At 71.3% G+C, this 18003-nt stretch carries 21 protein-coding genes; 8 read left to right on the top strand and 13 right to left on the bottom strand.

Annotated features, from left to right (window positions below):
- The first annotated feature begins 61 nt into the window (after positions 1 to 61).
- On the top strand, positions 62 to 1108 hold the full coding sequence (locus E4T13_RS19285) for an AI-2E family transporter (RefSeq protein WP_206030232.1): 1047 nt from the start codon (positions 62 to 64) through the stop codon (positions 1106 to 1108).
- Here the strand turns inward: E4T13_RS19285 and E4T13_RS19280 are convergent.
- The 3 genes from E4T13_RS19280 to E4T13_RS19270 all read right to left on the bottom strand — a co-directional run bounded on the left by E4T13_RS19280 (position 1100) and on the right by E4T13_RS19270 (position 4607).
- Positions 1100 to 2554 (bottom strand): GntP family permease, encoded by a 1455-nt coding sequence (locus E4T13_RS19280; protein ID WP_137179886.1) that lies wholly within the window; start codon positions 2552 to 2554, stop codon positions 1100 to 1102. The two genes, E4T13_RS19285 and E4T13_RS19280, sit on opposite strands and share 9 nt — an antisense overlap.
- A 3-nt stretch (positions 2555 to 2557) precedes the next feature.
- Complete coding sequence (locus E4T13_RS19275; protein ID WP_240791200.1) at positions 2558 to 3619, bottom strand: patatin-like phospholipase family protein; 1062 nt, start codon at positions 3617 to 3619, stop codon at positions 2558 to 2560.
- A 115-nt stretch (positions 3620 to 3734) separates the two neighbouring features.
- Complete coding sequence (locus E4T13_RS19270; protein ID WP_137179885.1) at positions 3735 to 4607, bottom strand: amidohydrolase family protein; 873 nt, start codon at positions 4605 to 4607, stop codon at positions 3735 to 3737.
- Between the two features lie 65 nt (positions 4608 to 4672).
- Between E4T13_RS19270 and E4T13_RS19265 the strand changes: the two genes are divergently transcribed.
- A complete protein-coding gene (locus E4T13_RS19265; protein WP_137179884.1) occupies positions 4673 to 5374 on the top strand; it encodes a cysteine hydrolase in 702 nt (233 codons plus the stop codon).
- 36 nt (positions 5375 to 5410) lie between these two features.
- Here E4T13_RS19265 and E4T13_RS29955 read toward each other — a convergent pair whose 3' ends face one another.
- The 7 genes from E4T13_RS29955 to rfaD all read right to left on the bottom strand — a co-directional run bounded on the left by E4T13_RS29955 (position 5411) and on the right by rfaD (position 11212).
- Positions 5411 to 5563, bottom strand: a complete 153-nt coding sequence (locus E4T13_RS29955) for a hypothetical protein (protein ID WP_170985076.1) — start codon at positions 5561 to 5563, stop codon at positions 5411 to 5413.
- Complete coding sequence (locus tag E4T13_RS19260; protein ID WP_137179883.1) at positions 5563 to 6495, bottom strand: ribose-phosphate pyrophosphokinase; 933 nt, start codon at positions 6493 to 6495, stop codon at positions 5563 to 5565. The genes E4T13_RS29955 and E4T13_RS19260 overlap by 1 nt, the downstream gene beginning before the upstream one ends.
- Before the next feature lie 128 nt (positions 6496 to 6623).
- Positions 6624 to 7580 (bottom strand): hypothetical protein, encoded by a 957-nt coding sequence (locus E4T13_RS19255; protein WP_137179882.1) that lies wholly within the window; start codon positions 7578 to 7580, stop codon positions 6624 to 6626.
- Between the two features lie 59 nt (positions 7581 to 7639).
- Positions 7640 to 8407 (bottom strand): peptidoglycan editing factor PgeF, encoded by a 768-nt coding sequence (gene pgeF, locus E4T13_RS19250; RefSeq protein ID WP_137179881.1) that lies wholly within the window; start codon positions 8405 to 8407, stop codon positions 7640 to 7642.
- Complete coding sequence (locus E4T13_RS19245; protein ID WP_137179880.1) at positions 8404 to 9405, bottom strand: class I SAM-dependent methyltransferase; 1002 nt, start codon at positions 9403 to 9405, stop codon at positions 8404 to 8406. Before E4T13_RS19245 ends, pgeF begins: the two co-directional genes overlap by 4 nt.
- 4 nt (positions 9406 to 9409) lie before the next feature.
- The gene (lgt, locus tag E4T13_RS19240; protein ID WP_137179879.1) at positions 9410 to 10213 is read right to left on the bottom strand and encodes a prolipoprotein diacylglyceryl transferase; all 804 of its coding nucleotides are present in this window, start codon (positions 10211 to 10213) and stop codon (positions 9410 to 9412) included.
- 6 nt (positions 10214 to 10219) lie between these two features.
- Positions 10220 to 11212, bottom strand: coding sequence for an ADP-glyceromanno-heptose 6-epimerase (rfaD, locus tag E4T13_RS19235; protein WP_137179878.1), 993 nt, complete (start codon positions 11210 to 11212; stop codon positions 10220 to 10222).
- Positions 11213 to 11349: 137 nt separating this feature from the next.
- On the opposite strand from rfaD, the gene E4T13_RS19230 reads away from it, so the two are divergent.
- From E4T13_RS19230 to E4T13_RS19205, 6 genes are all read left to right on the top strand, one after another.
- Positions 11350 to 11676 carry an accessory factor UbiK family protein gene (locus E4T13_RS19230; RefSeq protein ID WP_137179877.1) on the top strand — a complete coding sequence of 109 codons (327 nt, stop codon included), beginning with the start codon at positions 11350 to 11352 and terminating at the stop codon, positions 11674 to 11676.
- Between the two features lie 198 nt (positions 11677 to 11874).
- Positions 11875 to 12381, top strand: coding sequence for a YbjN domain-containing protein (locus E4T13_RS19225; RefSeq protein WP_137179876.1), 507 nt, complete (start codon positions 11875 to 11877; stop codon positions 12379 to 12381).
- Between the two features lie 108 nt (positions 12382 to 12489).
- Entirely contained in the window at positions 12490 to 13092 is a 603-nt protein-coding gene (locus tag E4T13_RS30240) for a PEP-CTERM sorting domain-containing protein (protein WP_206030231.1), read from the top strand.
- A gap of 46 nt (positions 13093 to 13138) precedes the next feature.
- On the top strand, positions 13139 to 13939 hold the full coding sequence (proC, locus tag E4T13_RS19215; protein ID WP_137179875.1) for a pyrroline-5-carboxylate reductase: 801 nt from the start codon (positions 13139 to 13141) through the stop codon (positions 13937 to 13939).
- 24 nt (positions 13940 to 13963) lie between these two features.
- Positions 13964 to 14581 carry a TetR family transcriptional regulator gene (locus E4T13_RS19210; RefSeq protein WP_137179874.1) on the top strand — a complete coding sequence of 206 codons (618 nt, stop codon included), beginning with the start codon at positions 13964 to 13966 and terminating at the stop codon, positions 14579 to 14581.
- A 68-nt stretch (positions 14582 to 14649) separates the two neighbouring features.
- Entirely contained in the window at positions 14650 to 15084 is a 435-nt protein-coding gene (locus E4T13_RS19205; protein ID WP_137179873.1) for a phasin family protein, read from the top strand.
- 79 nt (positions 15085 to 15163) lie between these two features.
- Here E4T13_RS19205 and E4T13_RS19200 read toward each other — a convergent pair whose 3' ends face one another.
- From E4T13_RS19200 to E4T13_RS19190, 3 genes are read right to left on the bottom strand one after another with little or no spacing between them, the layout of a single operon-like run.
- Positions 15164 to 16525 (bottom strand): ATP-binding protein, encoded by a 1362-nt coding sequence (locus E4T13_RS19200; RefSeq protein ID WP_408906392.1) that lies wholly within the window; start codon positions 16523 to 16525, stop codon positions 15164 to 15166.
- A 1-nt stretch (position 16526) separates the two neighbouring features.
- Entirely contained in the window at positions 16527 to 17252 is a 726-nt protein-coding gene (locus E4T13_RS19195) for a response regulator (protein WP_137179872.1), read from the bottom strand.
- Complete coding sequence (locus E4T13_RS19190; RefSeq protein WP_240791199.1) at positions 17249 to 17827, bottom strand: MarR family winged helix-turn-helix transcriptional regulator; 579 nt, start codon at positions 17825 to 17827, stop codon at positions 17249 to 17251. The genes E4T13_RS19195 and E4T13_RS19190 overlap by 4 nt, the downstream gene beginning before the upstream one ends.
- Positions 17828 to 18003 lie beyond the last annotated feature (176 nt).

The following is an 18003-nucleotide window of genomic DNA, read 5'->3' as shown; positions in this document are numbered from 1 at the left end:
CCCTCTTGCGCAACGGTCCCGCCTGACCGTAGCTGGCGGCGCACGCGAAGGCGAGGCATGGATGGACGGGCGCCCGATGCGCATCATGATCGGCCTGTGCACCGCGATCCTGGTCGCGACCGCCGTCGCGCTGGCGCAATCCATCGTGGCGCCGATCGTCTTCGCGCTGTTCTCCATCGCGCTGGTCTGGCCGCTGCAGGGCAAGGCGCAGCGGCACATGCCGAAGATCGCCGCGCTGCTGGTGACGATGATCGTCGCGCTGGTCGCCCTGCTTGGCCTGGCCTGGCTGGTGGCCTGGGCCTTCGGCCGCGTCGGCTCCTCCATCGTCGGGAATGCCGCGATGCTGCAGGCGCTGTTCGCGCAGAAGATGGCGTGGCTGGATGCGCGCGGGATCGAGGCCGCCGGCGCGCTGGCCGGACAGTTCGACGCGCGCTGGATGGTGGGCGTGGCGCAGGCCGTGCTGTCGCAGCTGCAGGGCCTGGTCAGCTTCATCCTGCTGACGCTGGTCTATGTCATGCTCGGCCTGCTGGAGGTGGACGTCGCCAAGCGTCAGATGCTGCGGCTGGGGCCGGGCAACGCGGCGGCGCTGCTGCGCGCGGCGGAACGCACCGCGCAGAAGCTGCGCACCTACATGCTGGTGCGCACCTTCATGAGCGTGCTGACCGGCCTTGCGGTCTGGGCCTTCGCCGCGGCGATGGGGCTGGAGCTCGCGGCGGAATGGGGCGCCATCGCGCTGGTGCTGAACTACATCCCCTTCATCGGCCCGCTGATCGCGACGCTGTTCCCCACCATCTTCGCCGTGCTGCAGTTCGGCACCTGGGAAGTGGCGGTGACGGTCTTCGCGGTGCTGCAGGTGATCCAGTTCCTCGGCGGCAGCTACATCGAACCGCGGCTGACCGGCGCGCGGCTGGCCGTCTCGCCCTTCATGGTGCTGGTCTCGGTGTTCCTCGGCAGCTTCCTCTGGGGCATCCCCGGCGCCTTCATCGGCACACCCGTGCTGATCGCCATCCTGGTGGTGTGCGAGGAATTCCCGGCCAGCCGCTGGGTGGCGGACCTGCTCTCCGGCCGCGAGGACCCGCTGCCCGAGGAGCGGCCCCTGTCAGAATGAGCCGAACAGGCTGCCCAGCAGGATCACCGTGACCAGCGCGGCGATCGAGGAGACGATCGCCACCATCACGATGTCCCTGTAGCTCTCGCGGTGGGTGCAGCCGCACACCGCCAGCAGCGTGATGACCGCGCCGTTGTGCGGCAGGATGTCCAGCGTGCCGGCGCCGATCACGGCGATGCGGTGCATCAGGCCGGGATCGATCCCCTGCTCTGCCGCCAAAGCCATGTAGGTCGGCCCCAGCGCTTCCAGCGCGATGGTGAGGCCGCCGGAGGCCGAGCCGGTCAGCGCCGCCAGGATGTTCGTCGCGACCGCCAGCGAGACCAGCGGCCCGCCGCCGATGCCGAGCACCCAGTCGCGCACCGCCTCGAAGGCCGGCATGGCGGCGACGACGGCGCCGAAGCCCACCAGGCTCGCCACGCTGACCACCGGCAGCACGGCGGCGTTCGCACCGGCATCCATTGTCGCGCGCAACGAAGGCACGCGCCAGCCATTCAGCACGACCAGGGTGAGGATCGCCGCGGCCAGCGCCGTCGCCACCGCCCAGACGCCGGCAACGGCGGACAGCGTGATGCCGCCGAAGCGCGGCTCCGCCAGGAAGGCCGTGTCCATGCGCGGCAGCACGACGAAGGACATCAGCAGGTTCACCAGCACGACCACGACGAGCGGCAGTGCGGCCAGCAGGATCGGCGGCGTGCGCGGCGTAACTTCGCTGCGATGGATCTCGGCCGGGTCGAATTCGCGCGCGGCGACGGCGCGTTCGCGCACCAGCGGGTCATCGGCGGCCTGGTCGGCCGCATGCGGGACGGGATCGCCGAAGCCTTCGCCGGCGCGCCGCGCCTGCTTCTCGGCCCGATCCAGCCACCACAGCCCGATCGCCAGCATCACCGCGGAGGCGATCAGGCCGAGCCCCGGCGCCGCGAAGGGTGTTGTGCCGAAGAAGGGCATCGGGATGGTGTTCGGGATCGCCGGCGTGCCCGGCAGCGCGGACATGGTGAAGGTGGAACTGCCGAGGCACACCGCGGCCGGCATCAGGCGGCGCGGGATGTCGGCGGCGCGGAACAGCGCGGCGGCCATCGGCGCCAGGACGAAATAGGCGACGAACAGGCTGACGCCGCCATAGGTGACGATGGCACCCGCCAGCACCACCGCCAGCACCGCGCGCTGCGCGCCGAGCTTCGTGGTCATGAAGTCGGCGATGGCGTTCACCGCACCGCTGTCCTCCATCAGCTTGCCGAACAGCGCGCCCAGCAGGAACAGCGGGAAGAACTGCGCGACGAAGCGCGCGGCGCTGCCCATGAAGGTCTGCGTCCAATGCGCCAGCAGCGGCTCCCCGGCGAAGGCGGCCGCGACCAGGCCGGCGGCGGGTGCCAGCAGCAGCACGCTCCAGCCGCGATAAGCCAGCCAGACGAGGAGCGCGAGGCCGAGCAGGATCCCCAGCAGGCCCATGGCTCAGACGCCGTCGAGGAGACTGTCGAAATCCAGCGAGGACCGCCTGCCGATATCCTCGGCATGCGCATCGAGGAAGGCCTGCGCGGCCTTCCGGCCCTCGTCGCGCAGCATCTCCAGGAAGGCCCATTCGGCATTCAGCTTGGAGGAATAGCCGAGATCGACCATGACGTTGTTGCGCACCACATGCATGCGCATCCGCGCCCAGGCCGCGCCTTCCGTGTTGCCGGGATCGGCCACCTTGCGCAGCAAGGCCAGCATCTTGAGCTCCTTCAGCGCGACGGCGTTGAAGGAGATCTCGTTGACCCGGTCCAGGATGTCGCGCGCGCTGCGCGGCGTGCCGGGCCGCTCGATCGGGTTGATCGGCACCAGGATCGTGTCGTCCGAGGTGAGCTCGTTCACCAGCGGGAACAGAGTCGGGTTGCCCGCGAAGCCACCATCCCAATAGGGCTCGCCGTCGATCTCCACGGCCTGGAACAGCTGCGGCAGGCAGGCCGAGGCCAGCAGCGCCTCCGCCGTGATGTCGGCGTTGCGGAAGATGCGCCCGCGCCCGGTGCGCACATTGGTCGCGGTCACAAAGACCTTCACGGGCCCGGATGCGAGCGCCGCGAAATCCACGCTCTCGTTCAGCACATCCGCCAACGGATTCCCGCCGATCGCAGGCACGTCATAGGGCGAGACGACGCGCGCCAGCATGTCCATCATCAGAAAGGCGGGCGAGTTGTCGAGCGTCCAGCGCCCCAGCATCACGTCGATCGGCCCGCGCTGGAACGGGCTGAAGGTCGCGGCGCGGGAAACGCGGCGCCAGAATTCCGCCATCGCCTCGCGCGCCCCAGGCGCGCCGCCCTTGGCGTAGCCGCTGGCCAGCACCGCCGCGTTCATCGCGCCGGCGGAGGTGCCGGAGATGCCCTCGATCTCCAGCCACTCCTCCTCCAGCAGGCGGTCCAGCACGCCCCAGGTGAAGGCGCCATGCGCGCCGCCGCCCTGCAGGGCGTAGTCCACCAGGACGCGGTCGCGGCGCGTGGGGGCGCGCGCATGGCGCGCCGCGGATCTGGGCGGCTTCACCGGATGGCTCCCCGACCGGATGTTGCAGTGCACAAAAACACCTAGCGCCGATCTCCCGGGCGGGGACCAACCGGGCGTCCCAGCTCTTGACGCTGCATCCCAAAGACCAGGCGGCTCAACCGCCCTGGCCGAGACCGTACACGCGCAGCGCGTTGTCGCGCAGGAACTTCCGCAGCGGCCCCGGGCGCAGGCCGAGGGCGGCGACCTCCTCCCGCATGCGCCGGAACATCAGCACCGGGAAGTCGGTGCCGAACATCACCTTGTCCTGCCCGTAGCTGTCGATGTAGCGCACGAAGCTCTCCGGCCAGTGCTTCGGCGCATGCGCGTCGGCCACGATGAAGACGTTGCGGTGCTTCCAGGCCATGGCGATCATCTCGTCATGCCAGGGGATGCCGATATGGATTCCCACCAGTTTGAGTTCCGGGAAGTCGCAGGCGACCGAATCCAGCGTGATCGGCCGCCCGACGGAGCGCAGCGGCCGCGCCGGATCATAGACCAGCGACTGCCCGACCTGGAGCTGCACGGGCACGCCGAGCTCGCAGCATTCGGCATAGAACGGGTACCATTTCGCATGGTCGGGCGGCAGCTCGAACCAGTGCGGATAGCCATGCGCGCCGATGAAGCCGTGGTCGCGCACCCAGCGCCGCAGCTCCCGCACACCCGGCATCCCCTGGGTCGGGTCGAGCCCCACCAGTCCGCTGAACCGCTCCGGCCGCCATTGCACGAGATCCGCGACGATGGCGGGATCGAGATGCCAGGAGCCTTGCAGTCCGAGCTGCCCGATCTTCGCGGCGACGAGGAAGGCGCGGCCGATCCCGGCCTCGTCCAGCATCGCCAGCATCGCCTCCTTCGTGTAGCCCGCGCGGACCGTGCTCTCCTGCTTGAAGGTGCCGGTGTGGAAATTGCCGCTCCAGGCCGGGCGGGAGGCAACGATCTCCGGCGTCAGCGGATTCACCACGGTGTCGATGGCGAGGATGTCGTCGGACACGTCCGCTCCCTTGGCGCAGCCTGTCGGTCGCGCGAGGATCGGGCGCGAAGCGGAGCAAGTCCAGCATGCGACCCGAAGCGATCTTCCCGGCCGAGCTGCTGGCGCGCGTGCGGGCGCGGCGGGGCGGGCGCGTGCATGTCACCACGCGGCTCGACCCCGCACGCACGGCGCTGGTCGTGGTGGACATGCAGCTGGCCTTCACGCAGCAGGGTGCGCCCTCCGGCACCGGCGACGCGCCCTCCATCGTGCCGGCGATCAATGCGGTAGCGGCGGCGCTGCGCGCGGCGGGCGGGCATGTGGCGTTCTCCCGCGGCACCTTCGACGCCAGCGCGGATGGCGGCTGGCCCGCCTTCTATCGCCGCATGGTGGAGCCCGGTCTGGCGCAGCGCATCCTGGAAGGCTTGCGCGAAGGCCATCCGCTACATGCGCTCGATCCGGGGCTGGAGGTCGCGGCCGGCGACTTCGTCTTCCCGAAATGCCGCTATTCCGCCTTCGGCCCGGGCGCCTCGCCGCTGCCGGATTGGCTGAAGGGGCGCGAGGTCACCACGGTGCTGGTCGCGGGTACGCTGACAAATGTCTGCTGCGAGAGCACGGCGCGGGACGCCATGCAGCATGGCTACGACACGGTGATGATCGCCGATGCGAATGCCGCCCGCGATCGCGCGGCGCACCAGGCGACGCTCAATACCTTTCTGGAGTTCTTCGGCGACGTGCTGGCCGCGGATCAGGTGATCGCGCTGCTGCAGGGCGGGGCGATGAGCGACTGAAGCCGGCCGCGCCCCCGCCCGGCCGCGTAACGCGCGCTACAGGCCGGGCGTGCGGCTTTCGGGAATCGCGCCCGGATCGGTGCAGGTGTTCGGGGAGGCGCGGCAGGCGGAGAGGGCGGAGCGATGCACCTGCTCCGCCGTGCAGGCGCCCAGCAGCAACGCCGCCAGCAGCATCGCCGCGAGCCGCATCAGCTGAACAGGTCGCTGACGCTGCTCTCCTCGCTGATGCGCTTCATCGCCTCGGCGATCAGCGCAGCGATCGTCAGTTGCTTGATGTTGCGGGAGACGCGCACCGCTTCCGTCGCCAGGATGGAATCCGTCACCACCATCGTCTCGATCGGCGCCGCGCCGACGCGCGCCACCGCGCCGCCGGAGAAGACGCCATGCGTCACATAGACGCTGGCGCTCTTCGCGCCCTGCTTCAGCAGTGCCTCGGCGGCGTTGCACAGCGTGCCGCCGCTATCGACGATGTCATCCACCAGGATGCAGTGCCGGCCCTCCACCTCGCCGATCACGTTCATCACCTCGGAGACGCCGGCGCGCGGACGGCGCTTGTCGATGATGGCGAGGTCCGCCGCGATGCGTGCGGCGATGGCGCGGGCGCGCACCACGCCGCCTACATCGGGGCTGACGACCATCAACTCCCGCCCGGCGAAGCGTTCCTGGATGTCGCGCGCGAACAGCGGCGCGGCGAACAGGTTGTCCACGGGGATGTCGAAGAAGCCCTGGATCTGCCCCGCATGCAGGTCCATCGTCAGCACGCGGTGCGCGCCGGCCTCGACGATCAGGTTCGCCACCAGCTTGGCGCTGATCGGCGTGCGGCTGCCCGATTTCCGGTCCTGCCGCGCATAGCCGAAATAGGGAATCACCGCCGTGATGCGCCGCGCGCTGGCGCGCCGCAGCGCATCCAGCATGATCAGCAGCTCCATCAGGTTGTCGTTCGCCGGATAGCTGGTGGACTGCACGACGAACACGTCCTCGCCGCGGACATTCTCATGGATCTCGACGAAGATTTCCATGTCGGCGAAGCGCCGGACGGAGGCTTGCGTGAGCGGCATGCCGAGCGCCGCGGCCACCGCCTCGGCAAGCGGGCGGTTGCTGTTGCAGGCGATGATCTTCATGCGGCGAGGCCCCGGGGAGGTGTCGAGCCGCCGCGCGGCAGCCCGCGCGGTCGCGCGTTCGGATAGCAACGTGACATTCGGGTGTCCATCGCGCCGCCGTGACCGTGGCGCATGGCCGCCCTACCGCCTCAACGCGCGGCGGCCGGCGGGTTCGCCGGAGCGCCCGGCGCTGGCGTGGACGACGCCGCCTGCTGGGCGGCCGCCTCGGGCGGCGCGATGCCGCCAGCATTCGCGATCACGTCGCGCACGCCGCCCGAAGCCTCGTCCGCCACCACGAAGGCGATATCGCCCCACAGCCCGTTGAGGCTCCCGGCCGGAATCTCGTTCAGTTGCAGCACGCGACCCAGGTCGTAGCCATCGCGGCGCGACACCGTCCAGACGATCTCCACCCGCTGCATGCCGCGTTCCGGCGGCGTCACGGTGACCACGCCCTCCACCGCGTAGCCGGCGCCCTCGGCCTGGTCCTGGACCTGCAGGCCGAGGCCGGCCAGGCGCTCCGCCATCCGCGCCGTGAGACTCCGGTTGCCGTCGCCGGGGGCGCCGCGTACCGGTTTCAGCAACACAACCGGTGGGCCGACGCCCACGGCGCGCTCATCGCCGGTCCGCCGCAGCGAATCGGCTCGCCCGACCAGTGTCGCCAGCGCCGGGGCGGCCTCCGTCGCGGCGCTGCGCAGCAACTCCTCTCCGCCATCCGCCCAGGCGCTGGCGGGCACCGCGCGGCCGGCATGCTCGCCCAGCGGGTTTCCGTCGGCGTCGCGCAAGGTGTAGCGCGGAACCACCCGTCCGGCCTCGGCGGAGGCGGTGACCACCACCTGCCAGTCCAGCGGCCAGGCCGGGCCATCCACCGCCGGCACCTCCTGCGCCATCAGCGCCTCGGCCAGCAGCCGCGCATAGGCCTGCGCATCGTCATTCGACAGCAGCGCGGCCTCCGGCGCCGGCACAGCGAGGCGATAGGCCGGCGGCCTCGCCAGGCGCGCGCCGAGCCGGCCGGGCTGGCCGCGGAAGGGCTGCGGCAGGTCGCCGCAGGCCGCGAGCGTCGCCGCGCCACCCAGCGCCAACAGCAGCCCGCGCCTAGATGAACGCACAGGACACCATCAGGGTCAGGACGATCATCAAGGTGAACATGATCACGTAGGGCAACGCCTCACCTCTCCCCCAGCGCGATGGCCGAGAGTTGGTGGCCGATCGGCCCCCCGCCCGCAAGCGTCGCCCGCCGATGGCTGAAGTATTTCGATTCGTTCGCCAGCGTGTCCTCGCCGAGCCAGGCGGCCCCGCCGACGCCCGCATCGCGCAGCCGCAGCAGGCAGTAGCCCGGCAGGTCGAATTGCCAGCGATCCTCCCGCCGGCCCGGCGCGAAGCAGGCTTCGCCCGCAGGCGTCGCGGCCAGCACCGCCTCGCGCAGATCGGGGCCGACCTCGTAGCTCGCCTGCCCGATGCAGGGGCCGATCGCCACGGCGACGCGCCCGCGTGCCGCGCCGAGCGCCTCCATCGCATTCAGCGTCGCCTCGATCACGCCGGCCGCCGCGCCGCGCCACCCGGCATGGGCCGCGCCGACAACCCCGGCCGTCGCATCGGCAAACAGGACCGGTGCGCAATCGCCGGTGACGATACCGAGCAGCACCCCAGGCCGGTCCGTGACCATGGCATCGGCACTGGGCCGGTCGTCCTCCGGCCAGGGCGCGCGCAGCGTCGCCACCGCGATCCCGTGCACTTGGTTGAGCCCGGACAGCCGATCCGGCGCGAGGCCCAGCGCATCGGCGGCGCGGCCACGGTTGGCCTTCACCGCAGCGGGATCGTCGCGACCCGACAGCGAGCAGTTCAGGCTGGCGAACCGTCCGGAGGAGACGCCGCCCTGCCGCGTGAAGAAGCCATGCGGCACCGGCAGATCGGCGGTCAGGAAAGGCGGGGTCATGGCTCCTCGAATCCGGGCGGCGGCCCGAGACGGGCATCGCAGAGCGCGAGCGCCTTGAACAGCCGCCCCATCCCTTCGGAGGTCACCAGCCGCTCCGCCCCCGACAGGATCTCGCCCGCCATGCGCGGCCGCGCCTGCGCCAGCATGGCGGCGCGCGTCATCAGGCCGAGGCGCTGGAGCAACAATCCCTGCGGAATCGGGCCAAAGGCATTGGCGCCGGCGCCCCTGGCAGCCTCGGCCAAGGCCGGAAAGTCCACATGCGCGGTGAGATCCCGCGTGCCGGGCTCGGCCAGCGGGTCAAGGCCGGTGCGATGCGCCCGCACGGCCTGCAGCGTATCCCCGAAGGCAGGCACCGCCGCGCCGTAATCCACCAGCAGCGCCGCGCCGCCCTGCGCCGCGAGCCTGGCCGACAGCGCGCGCATGAAGGCGAAGGCGGGTTCGCTCACCTCCTTCACCGCGCCATCGGGCGCGTCCGCCGGCAGATCGGGCGCGTCCAGGGCGGGGCGCTCCGCGAAGGCGCCGTCTGCCACCCAGCGCTCCTGCCAGATGCCGGCGCGGCGGATGAACTGGCGGATCGGCAGCGCGTCGAGGAACTCGTTGCCCAGCAGCAGCATCGGGCCGGGCGGCAGCGTCGCGACATCGTCGTGCCAGGCCGTGACCGCGGCGCCGAGCAGGCGCGCCTGCGCCGCGCGCAGGCTCTGCGACTGCTCCACGAGATGCACGCGCGCCGCGGCGCGGAAGGCCGGCGCGGCCTGGGCCAAGGCGCGCAACGCATCCGCCATCAGCGTGCCGCGCCCCGGTCCGCACTCGGCCAGGATCACCGGATCCGGCCGGCCCATCCTCTCCCACAGCACGGCGCACCAGGCGCCGAGCACCTCGCCGAAGGCCTGGGAGATCTCTGGGGCGGTGGTGAAGTCGCCGGCGCGCCCGAAAGGCTCCGCGCCCCGGCCGTAATAGGCGGCGACTGCGCGTGCCATGAAGCGGTCGAGCCGTTCCATGGGCTCAGGCGAGCGCCGGCCGTGCCCGCGCCCGAAGGATCAGCCACACCCCCACGGCGATCATCGGCAGCGAGAGCAATTGGCCCATCGTGATGCCCGCGACGAGGAAACCCAGATGCGCGTCCGGCTGGCGGAACACCTCGCCGACCAGCCGCGCCACGCCGTAGCCGCACAGGAATACGCCGCTCAGCAGGCCCGGGCGGGCCCGGATCGCGGGAATGCGCACCAGCACCATCAGCAGCGCGAAGAGGCACACCCCTTCGAGGAACGCCTGGTAGAGTTGGCTCGGGTGGCGGGGCTCCGGCCCGCCATGCGGGAAGACCATCGCCCAGGGCACGTCCGTCACGCGTCCCCACAACTCGCCATTGGCGAAATTGGCGAGGCGGCCGAGGAACAGGCCGATCGGCACCACCGTCACCACCCGATCCGCGAAAAGGAACGGGTCGAGCCCCCGCCGCCGGCAAAACCACAGCAGCGCGATGACCACGCCCAGCATGCCGCCATGGAAGGACATGCCGCCCTGCCAGACATACAGCGCCTCCCACGGCGCGGTGATGTAGAACCCGGGCCGGTAGAACAGCACATAGCCGAGGCGCCCGCCGAGGATGATGCCGAGCGTCACCCAGGTGACGGCGTCATCCACCTGCTCCCGCGTGGCTGCCACCGGCGGCAATGCGCAGAGCCGCCGCGCCAGCCACCAGCCCAGCACGATGCCGCCGATATAGGCCAGCGCATACCAGCGCAGCGCGAAGGGACCGATCTCGAGCGCGACCGGGTCGATCGCGGGGAAGGCAATGACGGGGAACATGGCGCTTCAGCGATGCGGGTCGGGCTGCATCAGGAAGTCGCGGACGTAGCTGCCCACGCCTTCCTCCAGCGGGATCATCGGTTGGTCATAGCCTGCCTCGCGGAGCCGTCCGACCGGTGCCTCGGTGAAATACTGGTATTTCCCCCGCAGATCGGCGGGCATGTCCACGAACTCGATCTCGGGCGGGCGGCCCATGCCGGCGAACATCGCGTTCACCAGGTCGAGGAAGCTCCGGGCCTGGCCGGAGCCGACATTGAACAGGCCGCTCGCCTCCGGATTCTCCAGCAGCCACAGCATCACCGCGACGCAGTCGTCCACATGCACGAAGTCGCGCTTCTGCTCGCCATCGGCGATGCCCGGCCGGTCGGAGCGGAACAGCCGCGCCGGCGCGCCGCCCCGCACCTCGTTGAACTTGTGGAACACCACCGAGGCCATGCGCCCCTTGTGGTACTCGTTCGGGCCATAGACGTTGAAGAAGCGCAGCCCCGCCCATTGCGGCGGGCTCGGCGTGCCGCGCTCCAGCATGTCCGCCACGCGGCGGTCGAACACCAGCTTCGACCAGCCATAGAGATTGAGCGGGCGCAGCGCCGCCAGCGCCTCCGGCCGCGGGTCGTCCTCGAAGCCCTGCGTGCCGTCGCCATAGGTCGCGGCGGACGAGGCATAGATGAAGGGCACCCCGCGCTCGGCGCAGGCGGCCCAGAGGAACAGCGGCAGGGTGATGTTGGTGGCGGCCACGAGGTCGCCGTCGGTGGCCGTGGTGGCGCTGATCGCGCCCATGTGCAGCACCGCCTCGATATCCCCGGCGGCGGCGAGAAAATCCTCGAGCTCCTCCGGCGGCAGGATGCCGGCGACGTTGTGCTTCGCCAGGTTGCGCCATTTCTCGCGCCCCGGCGCGCCTTCGCGCAGCCGGTCCACGACCATCACCTCCGCCCCACGCGCGGCAAGCGCGGCGACGAGGTTCGACCCGATGAAACCGGCACCGCCGGTCACGAGATACATCGGCGGGCGATCCGTTTCCTGTGCAGGCTGCCTTGGCGGCACGGGCGGGGTAAGCAGTCCGCCGACCCGCCGCCGGCGGCGGTATAGGGCTGGGCATTGCGGGCGCACAAGCAGCGGCCCGGGCAAGGAGGTTTGCGATGGCGAATGGCAGCGACGGCAGCGAGGGCGGGCGCGGCGGCAAGCGTGGCCTGTTCGACGACCTGGCCGGCATGGCGGGTGGGGCCTTCTCGGTGATGGCGGCGATGCGCAACGAGGCGGAGGCGATCGCCAAGGCCCAGGCCGAGGCGATGGTGCAGCGCCTGGACCTCGTCCGGCGCGAGGACCTCGATGCCGCGCTGGAGGTCGCCCGGCGCGCACGGGAGCAGGCGGAGGTGCTGGCCCACCGCGTGACGGAGCTGGAAGCAAGGGTCGCGGCGCTGGAGGCTCCGCGGGAGGATGCGGCCGGTCCTGAGGAGGCGCCGTGAAAGGTTGTCCACAAGCAATTGGAGGATAACACAAAAGCGACTCTTGCGAGCCGCTTTCGCGGTTGCGTAGTCTACCCCTAGTGGCGATTCGGGGTGGCAAGCCCCCACACCTCGGTGCCCGGCCGGGCATCGGGAATCCTTTCGGGATCCGCGACGGGATTTCCCGTCGCGCGTCCGACCGGGCGAAGGAGGTGCCGCATGTCCGCCTATCTCAGCCATGAGACGCTGGAGCGCTCGGCCAATCCGCTCGACATCATCGAGCAGATCATCGCCTCCAACGAATGGGCCTTCGACCGCCGCAACGACAGCGAGATGGCCGCCGAGGCGCCGGGCAAATGGTGCGACTACGGCCTGTATTTCTCCTGGTCCCACGAGATCAGCGCCATGCATTTCTCCTGCGCCTTCGACCTGAAGGTGCCGGCCGAGAAGCGGGAGAAACTCTACGAGCTGCTTTCGCTCGCCAACGAGAAGCTCTGGATCGGCCATTTCGGTATCGACAGCGACGACGGCGTGCCGGTGTTCCGCCATTCCGTCCTGCTGCGCGGCGCGCCCGGCGCCTCCGCCGAGAGCCTGGAGGACATGGTGGACATCGCGCTGACCGAGTGCGAGCGGTTCTTTCCCGCCTTCCAGTTCGTACTCTGGGGCGGCAAGGCCCCGGCCGAGGCGCTGCAGGCGGCGATGCTGGACTGCGTCGGCGAGGCATAGCCCGGCCTTCTCACGACATCGTCAGCGTCGCGGAATGGGTTGACGGATCGATACGCGCTGCGTTCTTTTCGCGCCGCCAGGATTTCGGGCGGGGAGGAAGGACGAGCGATGCGCTTGCCAGCATGTCTGAACGCCGCGGTCTTCGCTGCCGCTTGCGGCCTTGCCGTGGCGGCGGCCGCGCCGGCCGAGGCGGCCTTCACCTTCACCGTCCAGCAGAACGGCCCCGATGTAGAGGTCGACGGCAGCGGCTCCCTGCAGCTTTCCGGGCTGTCCTTCGTCGGGTCTGACAACGACACGCTGAACGAGATCAGCCCGAACATCGGCTTCCTCACCCGCCTGGACGGGCCGTTCGACATCTATGGCGGGCTTTCCGGCCCGGCCGCCTTCGGCCCGGGCGCTGGCGCGCAGACCACGGTGGGCGGCGGCGACACCATCGGCGTCAATGCCGGTAATGGCCGCCTGGTGGTGCCAGCGGGCTATGTCAGCGGCACCCTGCTCGCGGCGACGATGATCTTCGAGAACCAGACCTTCGCCACGCTCGGCCTGACGCCCGGGACCTATGTGTATTCCTGGGGCGGCCAGACCTTCGGTGATTCGATCACGATCGAGGTGGTCGGACCGACCGGCGTGCCGGAACCGGCCACGGCCCTGCTGCTCGGCGCCGGGCTGGTGGGCCTGGCGGGAGCGCGCCGGCGACGCGCCGCGGGCTGACCGGTCCGGCTTGCCAGCCGGCGCGGCCCCGGCGAGTCTCGGCCGCATGACGGACGCGCTTCCCCCCCTACTCCTCGTCGGCTGCGGCAAGATGGGCGGTGCGATGCTCGCGGGATGGCGCGAGCGCGGATTGTCCCGGGCCGTGGTGGTGGACCCCTTCCTCGCCGAAGCGCCGGAAGGCGCCACGCTGGTCCGAACGCCCACGGAGATCCCCGCCGACTTCGCGCCCGTCGCCGTCATCCTCGCCACCAAGCCGCAGGAAGCCGCCGCAAGCCTGCCGCACTATGCCCGCTTCGCCGGCGGCGCCGTCTTCGTCTCGATCATGGCCGGCAAGACCGTCGCCGTGATGCGCGGCCTGCTCGGCGAGGGCGCGGCCATTGTCCGCGCCATGCCCAACACGCCCGCCGCGGTGCGGCAGGGCTTCACGGCGGCATTCGCCGGTCCCGGCGTCTCAGCCGCGCAGCGCGCCCTCGCCCACGCGCTTCTGGCCGCGACCGGGGAGGTCGCCTGGGTGGAGGAGGAAGGGCTGCTCGACGCCGTCACCGCAGTGTCCGGTGGCGGCCCGGCCTATGTCTTCCTGCTGGCGGAGCTGCTGGAGAAGGCGGCGGCCGAGCAGGGCATCCCGGCCGACCTTGCCCGCCGGATGGCACGGGCGACCGTCGCCGGGTCCGGCGCCCTGCTCGCCGCCAGCATGGAGGATGCCGCGCAACTGCGGAAGAACGTCACCAGCCCGAAGGGCACCACGGAACGCGCGCTGGCCGTGCTGATGGAGCAGAGCGCGTGGCCCGAGCACATCTCGAAGGCGATCGCGGCCGCCACCGCGCGCTCCCGCGAGCTTGCCGGCTAGCGCGGTCATCCCCACGATTGGCGCATGGACATGCAGCACCCCGACGCCAAGCTGATCGAGGCCCTGTTCCGCGTCATCGCCGCGCATGGCTGGCGCGGCGTGACGCCGGGGCGGCTGGCCGCGGAATCCGGCATTCCCGCGGGCGAGCTGACCCGGCGCTTCCCCTCCCGCCTCGGCCTGCTGCGGCTGTTCGGCGAGCAAGTCACCGACGAGGTCGTGGCCGGCACCCTGCCCGACCAGGGCGGCACGCCGCGCGACCGGCTGTTCGACGTGCTGATGCGTGGCCTGGACGCGCTGGCGCCCTGCAAGGCGGGGCTGAAGCGCCTGATGGTCGAGATGTATACGGACGCTGTGCTGGCCGGCGCGCTGGCCCCGGTGTTCCAACGCAGCATGGAGCGCATGCTCGACGCCGCAGGCATCGAGAGCGGCGGGATCAAGGGCAGGCTGCGTGCGGCGGGGCTGAGCCTGGTGTGGATCCGCGTGGTGAATGTCTGGTCGAAGGATGAGTCGGAGGAGCTCGGCCCGACCATGGCCGCGCTCGACCGCGCACTGGAACGGGCGGAGCAGGCCGCGCGCAGCTTCGGCCTGATCGGCGGCGACCTCTCCCCGTCGCCCGTCGCCGAGGACTCCACGGCGGCGTGAGACGGGTTGCGCTTCTGCCGGGGCGCGCAAGGGGATAGGATCGCGCCGAAGCCAGGGAGACTTCCGCCATGTCCGACCGCTTCCCGGTCAAGCCCGAAGACGTCATGAAGATGTTCGCCGAGTTCCGGCTGCCGCATTTTGCGGATCTGGAAAGCCTGGCGCAGGCCCAGCGGCGCAACCTGGAGGCACTCTCGGCCGCCAACAAGGTGGCGCTCGAAGGCGCGCAGGCGGTCGCCCGGCGGCACATGGAGATCGTGCAGTCCGCCATGGGCGAGATGACCGAGGCCATGCGCAGCATGGGCGGCACGGAGAACCCGCAGGAGCGCGCGACGCGCCAGGCCGAACTGTTGAAGGCCGGCTATGAGCGGGCGGTCGGCAACATGAAGGAGATCGCCGACCTCATCCAGAAGTCGAATGGCGAGGCGCTGGCCCTGCTCAACAAGCGCTTCGCCGAGGCGATGGACGAGATCAAGCAGATGGCGGGGAAAGCCGGGCAGGGCTGAAAGGCCGGTCGCGCCCCGGTCTCCCTCCCCCGCCATGCCGGGGAGGGCTGGGGTGGGGGCCGTGAGCCCTCACCAGGAACTACACCGGCAGCCTGACCCGCGCGCGCAGCCCGCCCAGCGGGCTGTCCTCCAGCACGATGTCGCCGCCATGCGCGCGGGCGATGTCGCGGGCGATGGCCAGCCCGAGGCCGGTGCCGCCGGCCGAGAGCGTGGCGAAGGGCCGGAACGCCTCCTCGCGCTGCGCTTCCGGGATGCCCGGCCCATCGTCATCCACCGTCACCTGCGCCCAGCCCGCCGCTGGCCGCTCGCCCGCGACCGCAACTTCACGCGGCGCCTCGGTCACTGCCACGGCGATCCGCCGCGCATGCTTGCGCGCATTGTCGAGCAGGTTCGCCAGGCAGCGTCGCAGCGCATCCTGGCGCAGCGGCAGCACCAGCGAACCCGGCGCCTCCACCGCCACCTCCGCACCGTCGCGGCGCGCCTTCTGCGCCACGTCCCGCACGATCTCGGCAAGGTCCGCCGGGCGCGACTGCTCGCCTCCTTCGCCGCGGGCGAAGGCGAGATAGGCGGCGACCATGCGCTCCATCTCCTCGACGTCCTGGGTCAGCGCGGCGACGTCCTCCTCCTCCTCCTCGGTGCGCGGCAGCACCGCCAGCGCCAGGCGCATGCGCGTCAGCGGCGTGCGCAGGTCGTGGCTGATGCCGGCCAGCATTTCCGTGCGCTGCGCGACGAAGCGACGGATGCGTTCCTGCATGCTGTTGAAGGCGTGCGCCGCCTGGCGAACCTCGGCCGCGCCCTCCGGCTTGATCGCGCCGAAGTCCCGGCCGAGGCCGAAAGCCTCGGCGGCGCCGGCCAGGCGGCGGATCGCGCGCACCTGGTTCTTCATGAACAGCGCCGCGACCAGGAACAGCAGCGCCGAGGTGCCGAGCAGCCAGATGGTGAAGTAGTAGAGCGTGCCGCTGAACAGCCGCTTGCGCGGGGCTTCCGCGTGCAGCACGCCGCCGGGAAGCTGGATGCGGATGATGACGCTGCGCGGGTCCGTCACCCAGTCCGCGTCGAAGGGACGGCCGACGCGCTCGCTCATCGCGCGCGCCAGATCCTCCTCCAGCGGCAGCAGCGGCAGGGAGGTGGCGCGGTCCGGCGTGGGGCCGAGCGTCGCGCCGGCTTCGAAGGCCAGCGCCATGTCGAAGCGCCAGGCGACCTCGCGGAACACCCAGGCGCGGTTCTCCGGCGACGGGTCCCGCTGCAGCAACTCGACGACGAAGGAGAGCTCGCCGGCCACGGCGCCGGCCAGGCGGCGCGAGATCACGTCGAGATGCGAACCGTAGAACACCTGCAGCGCGACGCCCTGCAGGATCACCAGCGGCAGCAGGATGATCAGCAGGCTGCGGCCGAGCAGGCCGCGCGGCATCAGGAAGCGCAGCAGCCGGTCGAGCTTCACCTCAGATCCCCGGGCGCAGCACGTAGCCGCGGTGGCGCACCGTCTGAACGAAGCGCGGCTCGCGCGGGTCGGGCTCGATCTTGCGGCGCAGGCGCGTGACCTGCACGTCGATGGCGCGCTCGCCGGCTTCGGGCGTGCCGAGCGCCTCGGCGATGTCCTCGCGGCTCAGCACCTCGTTGGGCCGCGCGGCCAGCGCCGCCAGCAGCGCCTGCTCGCCGCCGGTCAGGCGCACCACGCCCTCCGGCCCGCGCAGCTCCGCGCGCTGCGTGTCGAACCAGCGGCTGCCGAGCTGCACCGGGCCGGCCGTGGGCTCCGTCACCGGCGGCGGCGCGGCGCGCCGCAGGATGGTGCGGATGCGCAGCGCCAGCTCGCGCGGATCGAAGGGCTTGGCGAGGTAGTCGTCCACCCCGGCTTCCAGCCCCGCGATGCGGTCGTCCGGCGAGCCGCGCGCCGTGAGCATCAGGATCGGCATGTCCTTGCCGTCGCGGCGCAGGCTCTCCACCAGTTCGACACCAGTCTCGCCGGGCATCATCACGTCCAGCACGACCAGGTCGAAGAACATGTTGGCGAGCGCGTGCCGCGCGGCCGCGGCATCGGCCGCGCCGGTCACGCGGAATCCCTGCTCCGCCAGGAAGCGCTGCAGCAGCGCGCGCAGCCGCGCATCGTCGTCCACGACGAGGAGGTGCGGCGGCTCGGCAGGGCTCTCGGTCACGGCAGCCTGGCTCATTTGCCCTCCCGCTCCGCCGGCGCTTCGAGCCGCGCGAGCGCCGCGCGCGCCTCCTCCCCCATCAGCCCGCGCATCACGCGGCGGAAACCTTCGACCGCCTGCGGGCCGGCCTCGCGATAGGCCTGCATGATGGTCTCGCGCTGGCGCTCGAACAGGCGGCGCTCCAGGGCGGCGCCCTTCTCCGTCAGCGAGAGCAGGCGCTGGCGGCGGTCGGTGCGGCCGGGCGCCTGGGTGACGTAGCCCTCCTCGACCAGCGGCGTCAGGACGCGGCCGAGCGACTGCTTGGTGATCGCCAGGATGCCAAGCAGGTCGCCCACGGTGATCCCCGGCCAGCGACCGACGAAATGCAGCACCCGGTGATGCGCGCGCCCCATGCCGAGATCGGCCAGGATCGCATCGGCCCCGGCGGTGAAGTCGCGATAGCCGAAGAACAGCAGGTCCTGCGCCAGGCGCAGCTCCTCCTCCCGCAGGAAGAGCAGGTTGCGCCCGGCGGGCGGCGGAGCGCCGCGCGTGCCTGCTTCGCTCTCGGCTGCGGCCAGCAAGGCCTGCGCTGCGCCCTTCGGCATGGCCGTCATGCGTTCCCGTTGGGTCGGAATTTGGTCAGCATTGTTGACGCATTTTCCCCGGGCCGCCACACTCCGTCCATCGCATGGCGCCCCTCCTGCGGATATAGGGCAAGGGCGTGCCGATGCGTAGCGACTGGCGCGCTGCCGGGCGATGAGGCGGCGGGCGCCGGCGCTCATCCGCAGGA

Origin of the sequence: Roseomonas sp. AR75, from assembly GCF_005222815.1 — a bacterium.
GTDB lineage: Bacteria > Pseudomonadota > Alphaproteobacteria > Acetobacterales > Acetobacteraceae > Falsiroseomonas.
The sequence above is the reverse complement of the archived record's forward strand: the minus strand, read 5'-3'. Positions and strand labels throughout refer to the sequence as shown.

Coding starts and splice junctions, on each gene's coding strand:
- E4T13_RS19285 (WP_206030232.1), top strand. CDS start 62: ATGGACGGGCGCCCGATGCGCATCATGATCGGCCTGTGCACCGCGATC.
- E4T13_RS19280 (WP_137179886.1), bottom strand. CDS start 2,554: ATGGGCCTGCTGGGGATCCTGCTCGGCCTCGCGCTCCTCGTCTGGCTG.
- E4T13_RS19265 (WP_137179884.1), top strand. CDS start 4,673: ATGCGACCCGAAGCGATCTTCCCGGCCGAGCTGCTGGCGCGCGTGCGG.
- E4T13_RS29955 (WP_170985076.1), bottom strand. CDS start 5,563: ATGCGGCTCGCGGCGATGCTGCTGGCGGCGTTGCTGCTGGGCGCCTGC.
- E4T13_RS19260 (WP_137179883.1), bottom strand. CDS start 6,495: ATGAAGATCATCGCCTGCAACAGCAACCGCCCGCTTGCCGAGGCGGTG.
- pgeF (WP_137179881.1), bottom strand. CDS start 8,407: ATGACCCCGCCTTTCCTGACCGCCGATCTGCCGGTGCCGCATGGCTTC.
- E4T13_RS19245 (WP_137179880.1), bottom strand. CDS start 9,405: ATGGAACGGCTCGACCGCTTCATGGCACGCGCAGTCGCCGCCTATTAC.
- lgt (WP_137179879.1), bottom strand. CDS start 10,213: ATGTTCCCCGTCATTGCCTTCCCCGCGATCGACCCGGTCGCGCTCGAG.
- rfaD (WP_137179878.1), bottom strand. CDS start 11,212: ATGTATCTCGTGACCGGCGGTGCCGGTTTCATCGGGTCGAACCTCGTC.
- E4T13_RS19230 (WP_137179877.1), top strand. CDS start 11,350: ATGGCGAATGGCAGCGACGGCAGCGAGGGCGGGCGCGGCGGCAAGCGT.
- E4T13_RS19225 (WP_137179876.1), top strand. CDS start 11,875: ATGTCCGCCTATCTCAGCCATGAGACGCTGGAGCGCTCGGCCAATCCG.
- E4T13_RS30240 (WP_206030231.1), top strand. CDS start 12,490: ATGCGCTTGCCAGCATGTCTGAACGCCGCGGTCTTCGCTGCCGCTTGC.
- proC (WP_137179875.1), top strand. CDS start 13,139: ATGACGGACGCGCTTCCCCCCCTACTCCTCGTCGGCTGCGGCAAGATG.
- E4T13_RS19210 (WP_137179874.1), top strand. CDS start 13,964: ATGGACATGCAGCACCCCGACGCCAAGCTGATCGAGGCCCTGTTCCGC.
- E4T13_RS19205 (WP_137179873.1), top strand. CDS start 14,650: ATGTCCGACCGCTTCCCGGTCAAGCCCGAAGACGTCATGAAGATGTTC.
- E4T13_RS19195 (WP_137179872.1), bottom strand. CDS start 17,252: ATGAGCCAGGCTGCCGTGACCGAGAGCCCTGCCGAGCCGCCGCACCTC.
- E4T13_RS19190 (WP_240791199.1), bottom strand. CDS start 17,827: ATGACGGCCATGCCGAAGGGCGCAGCGCAGGCCTTGCTGGCCGCAGCC.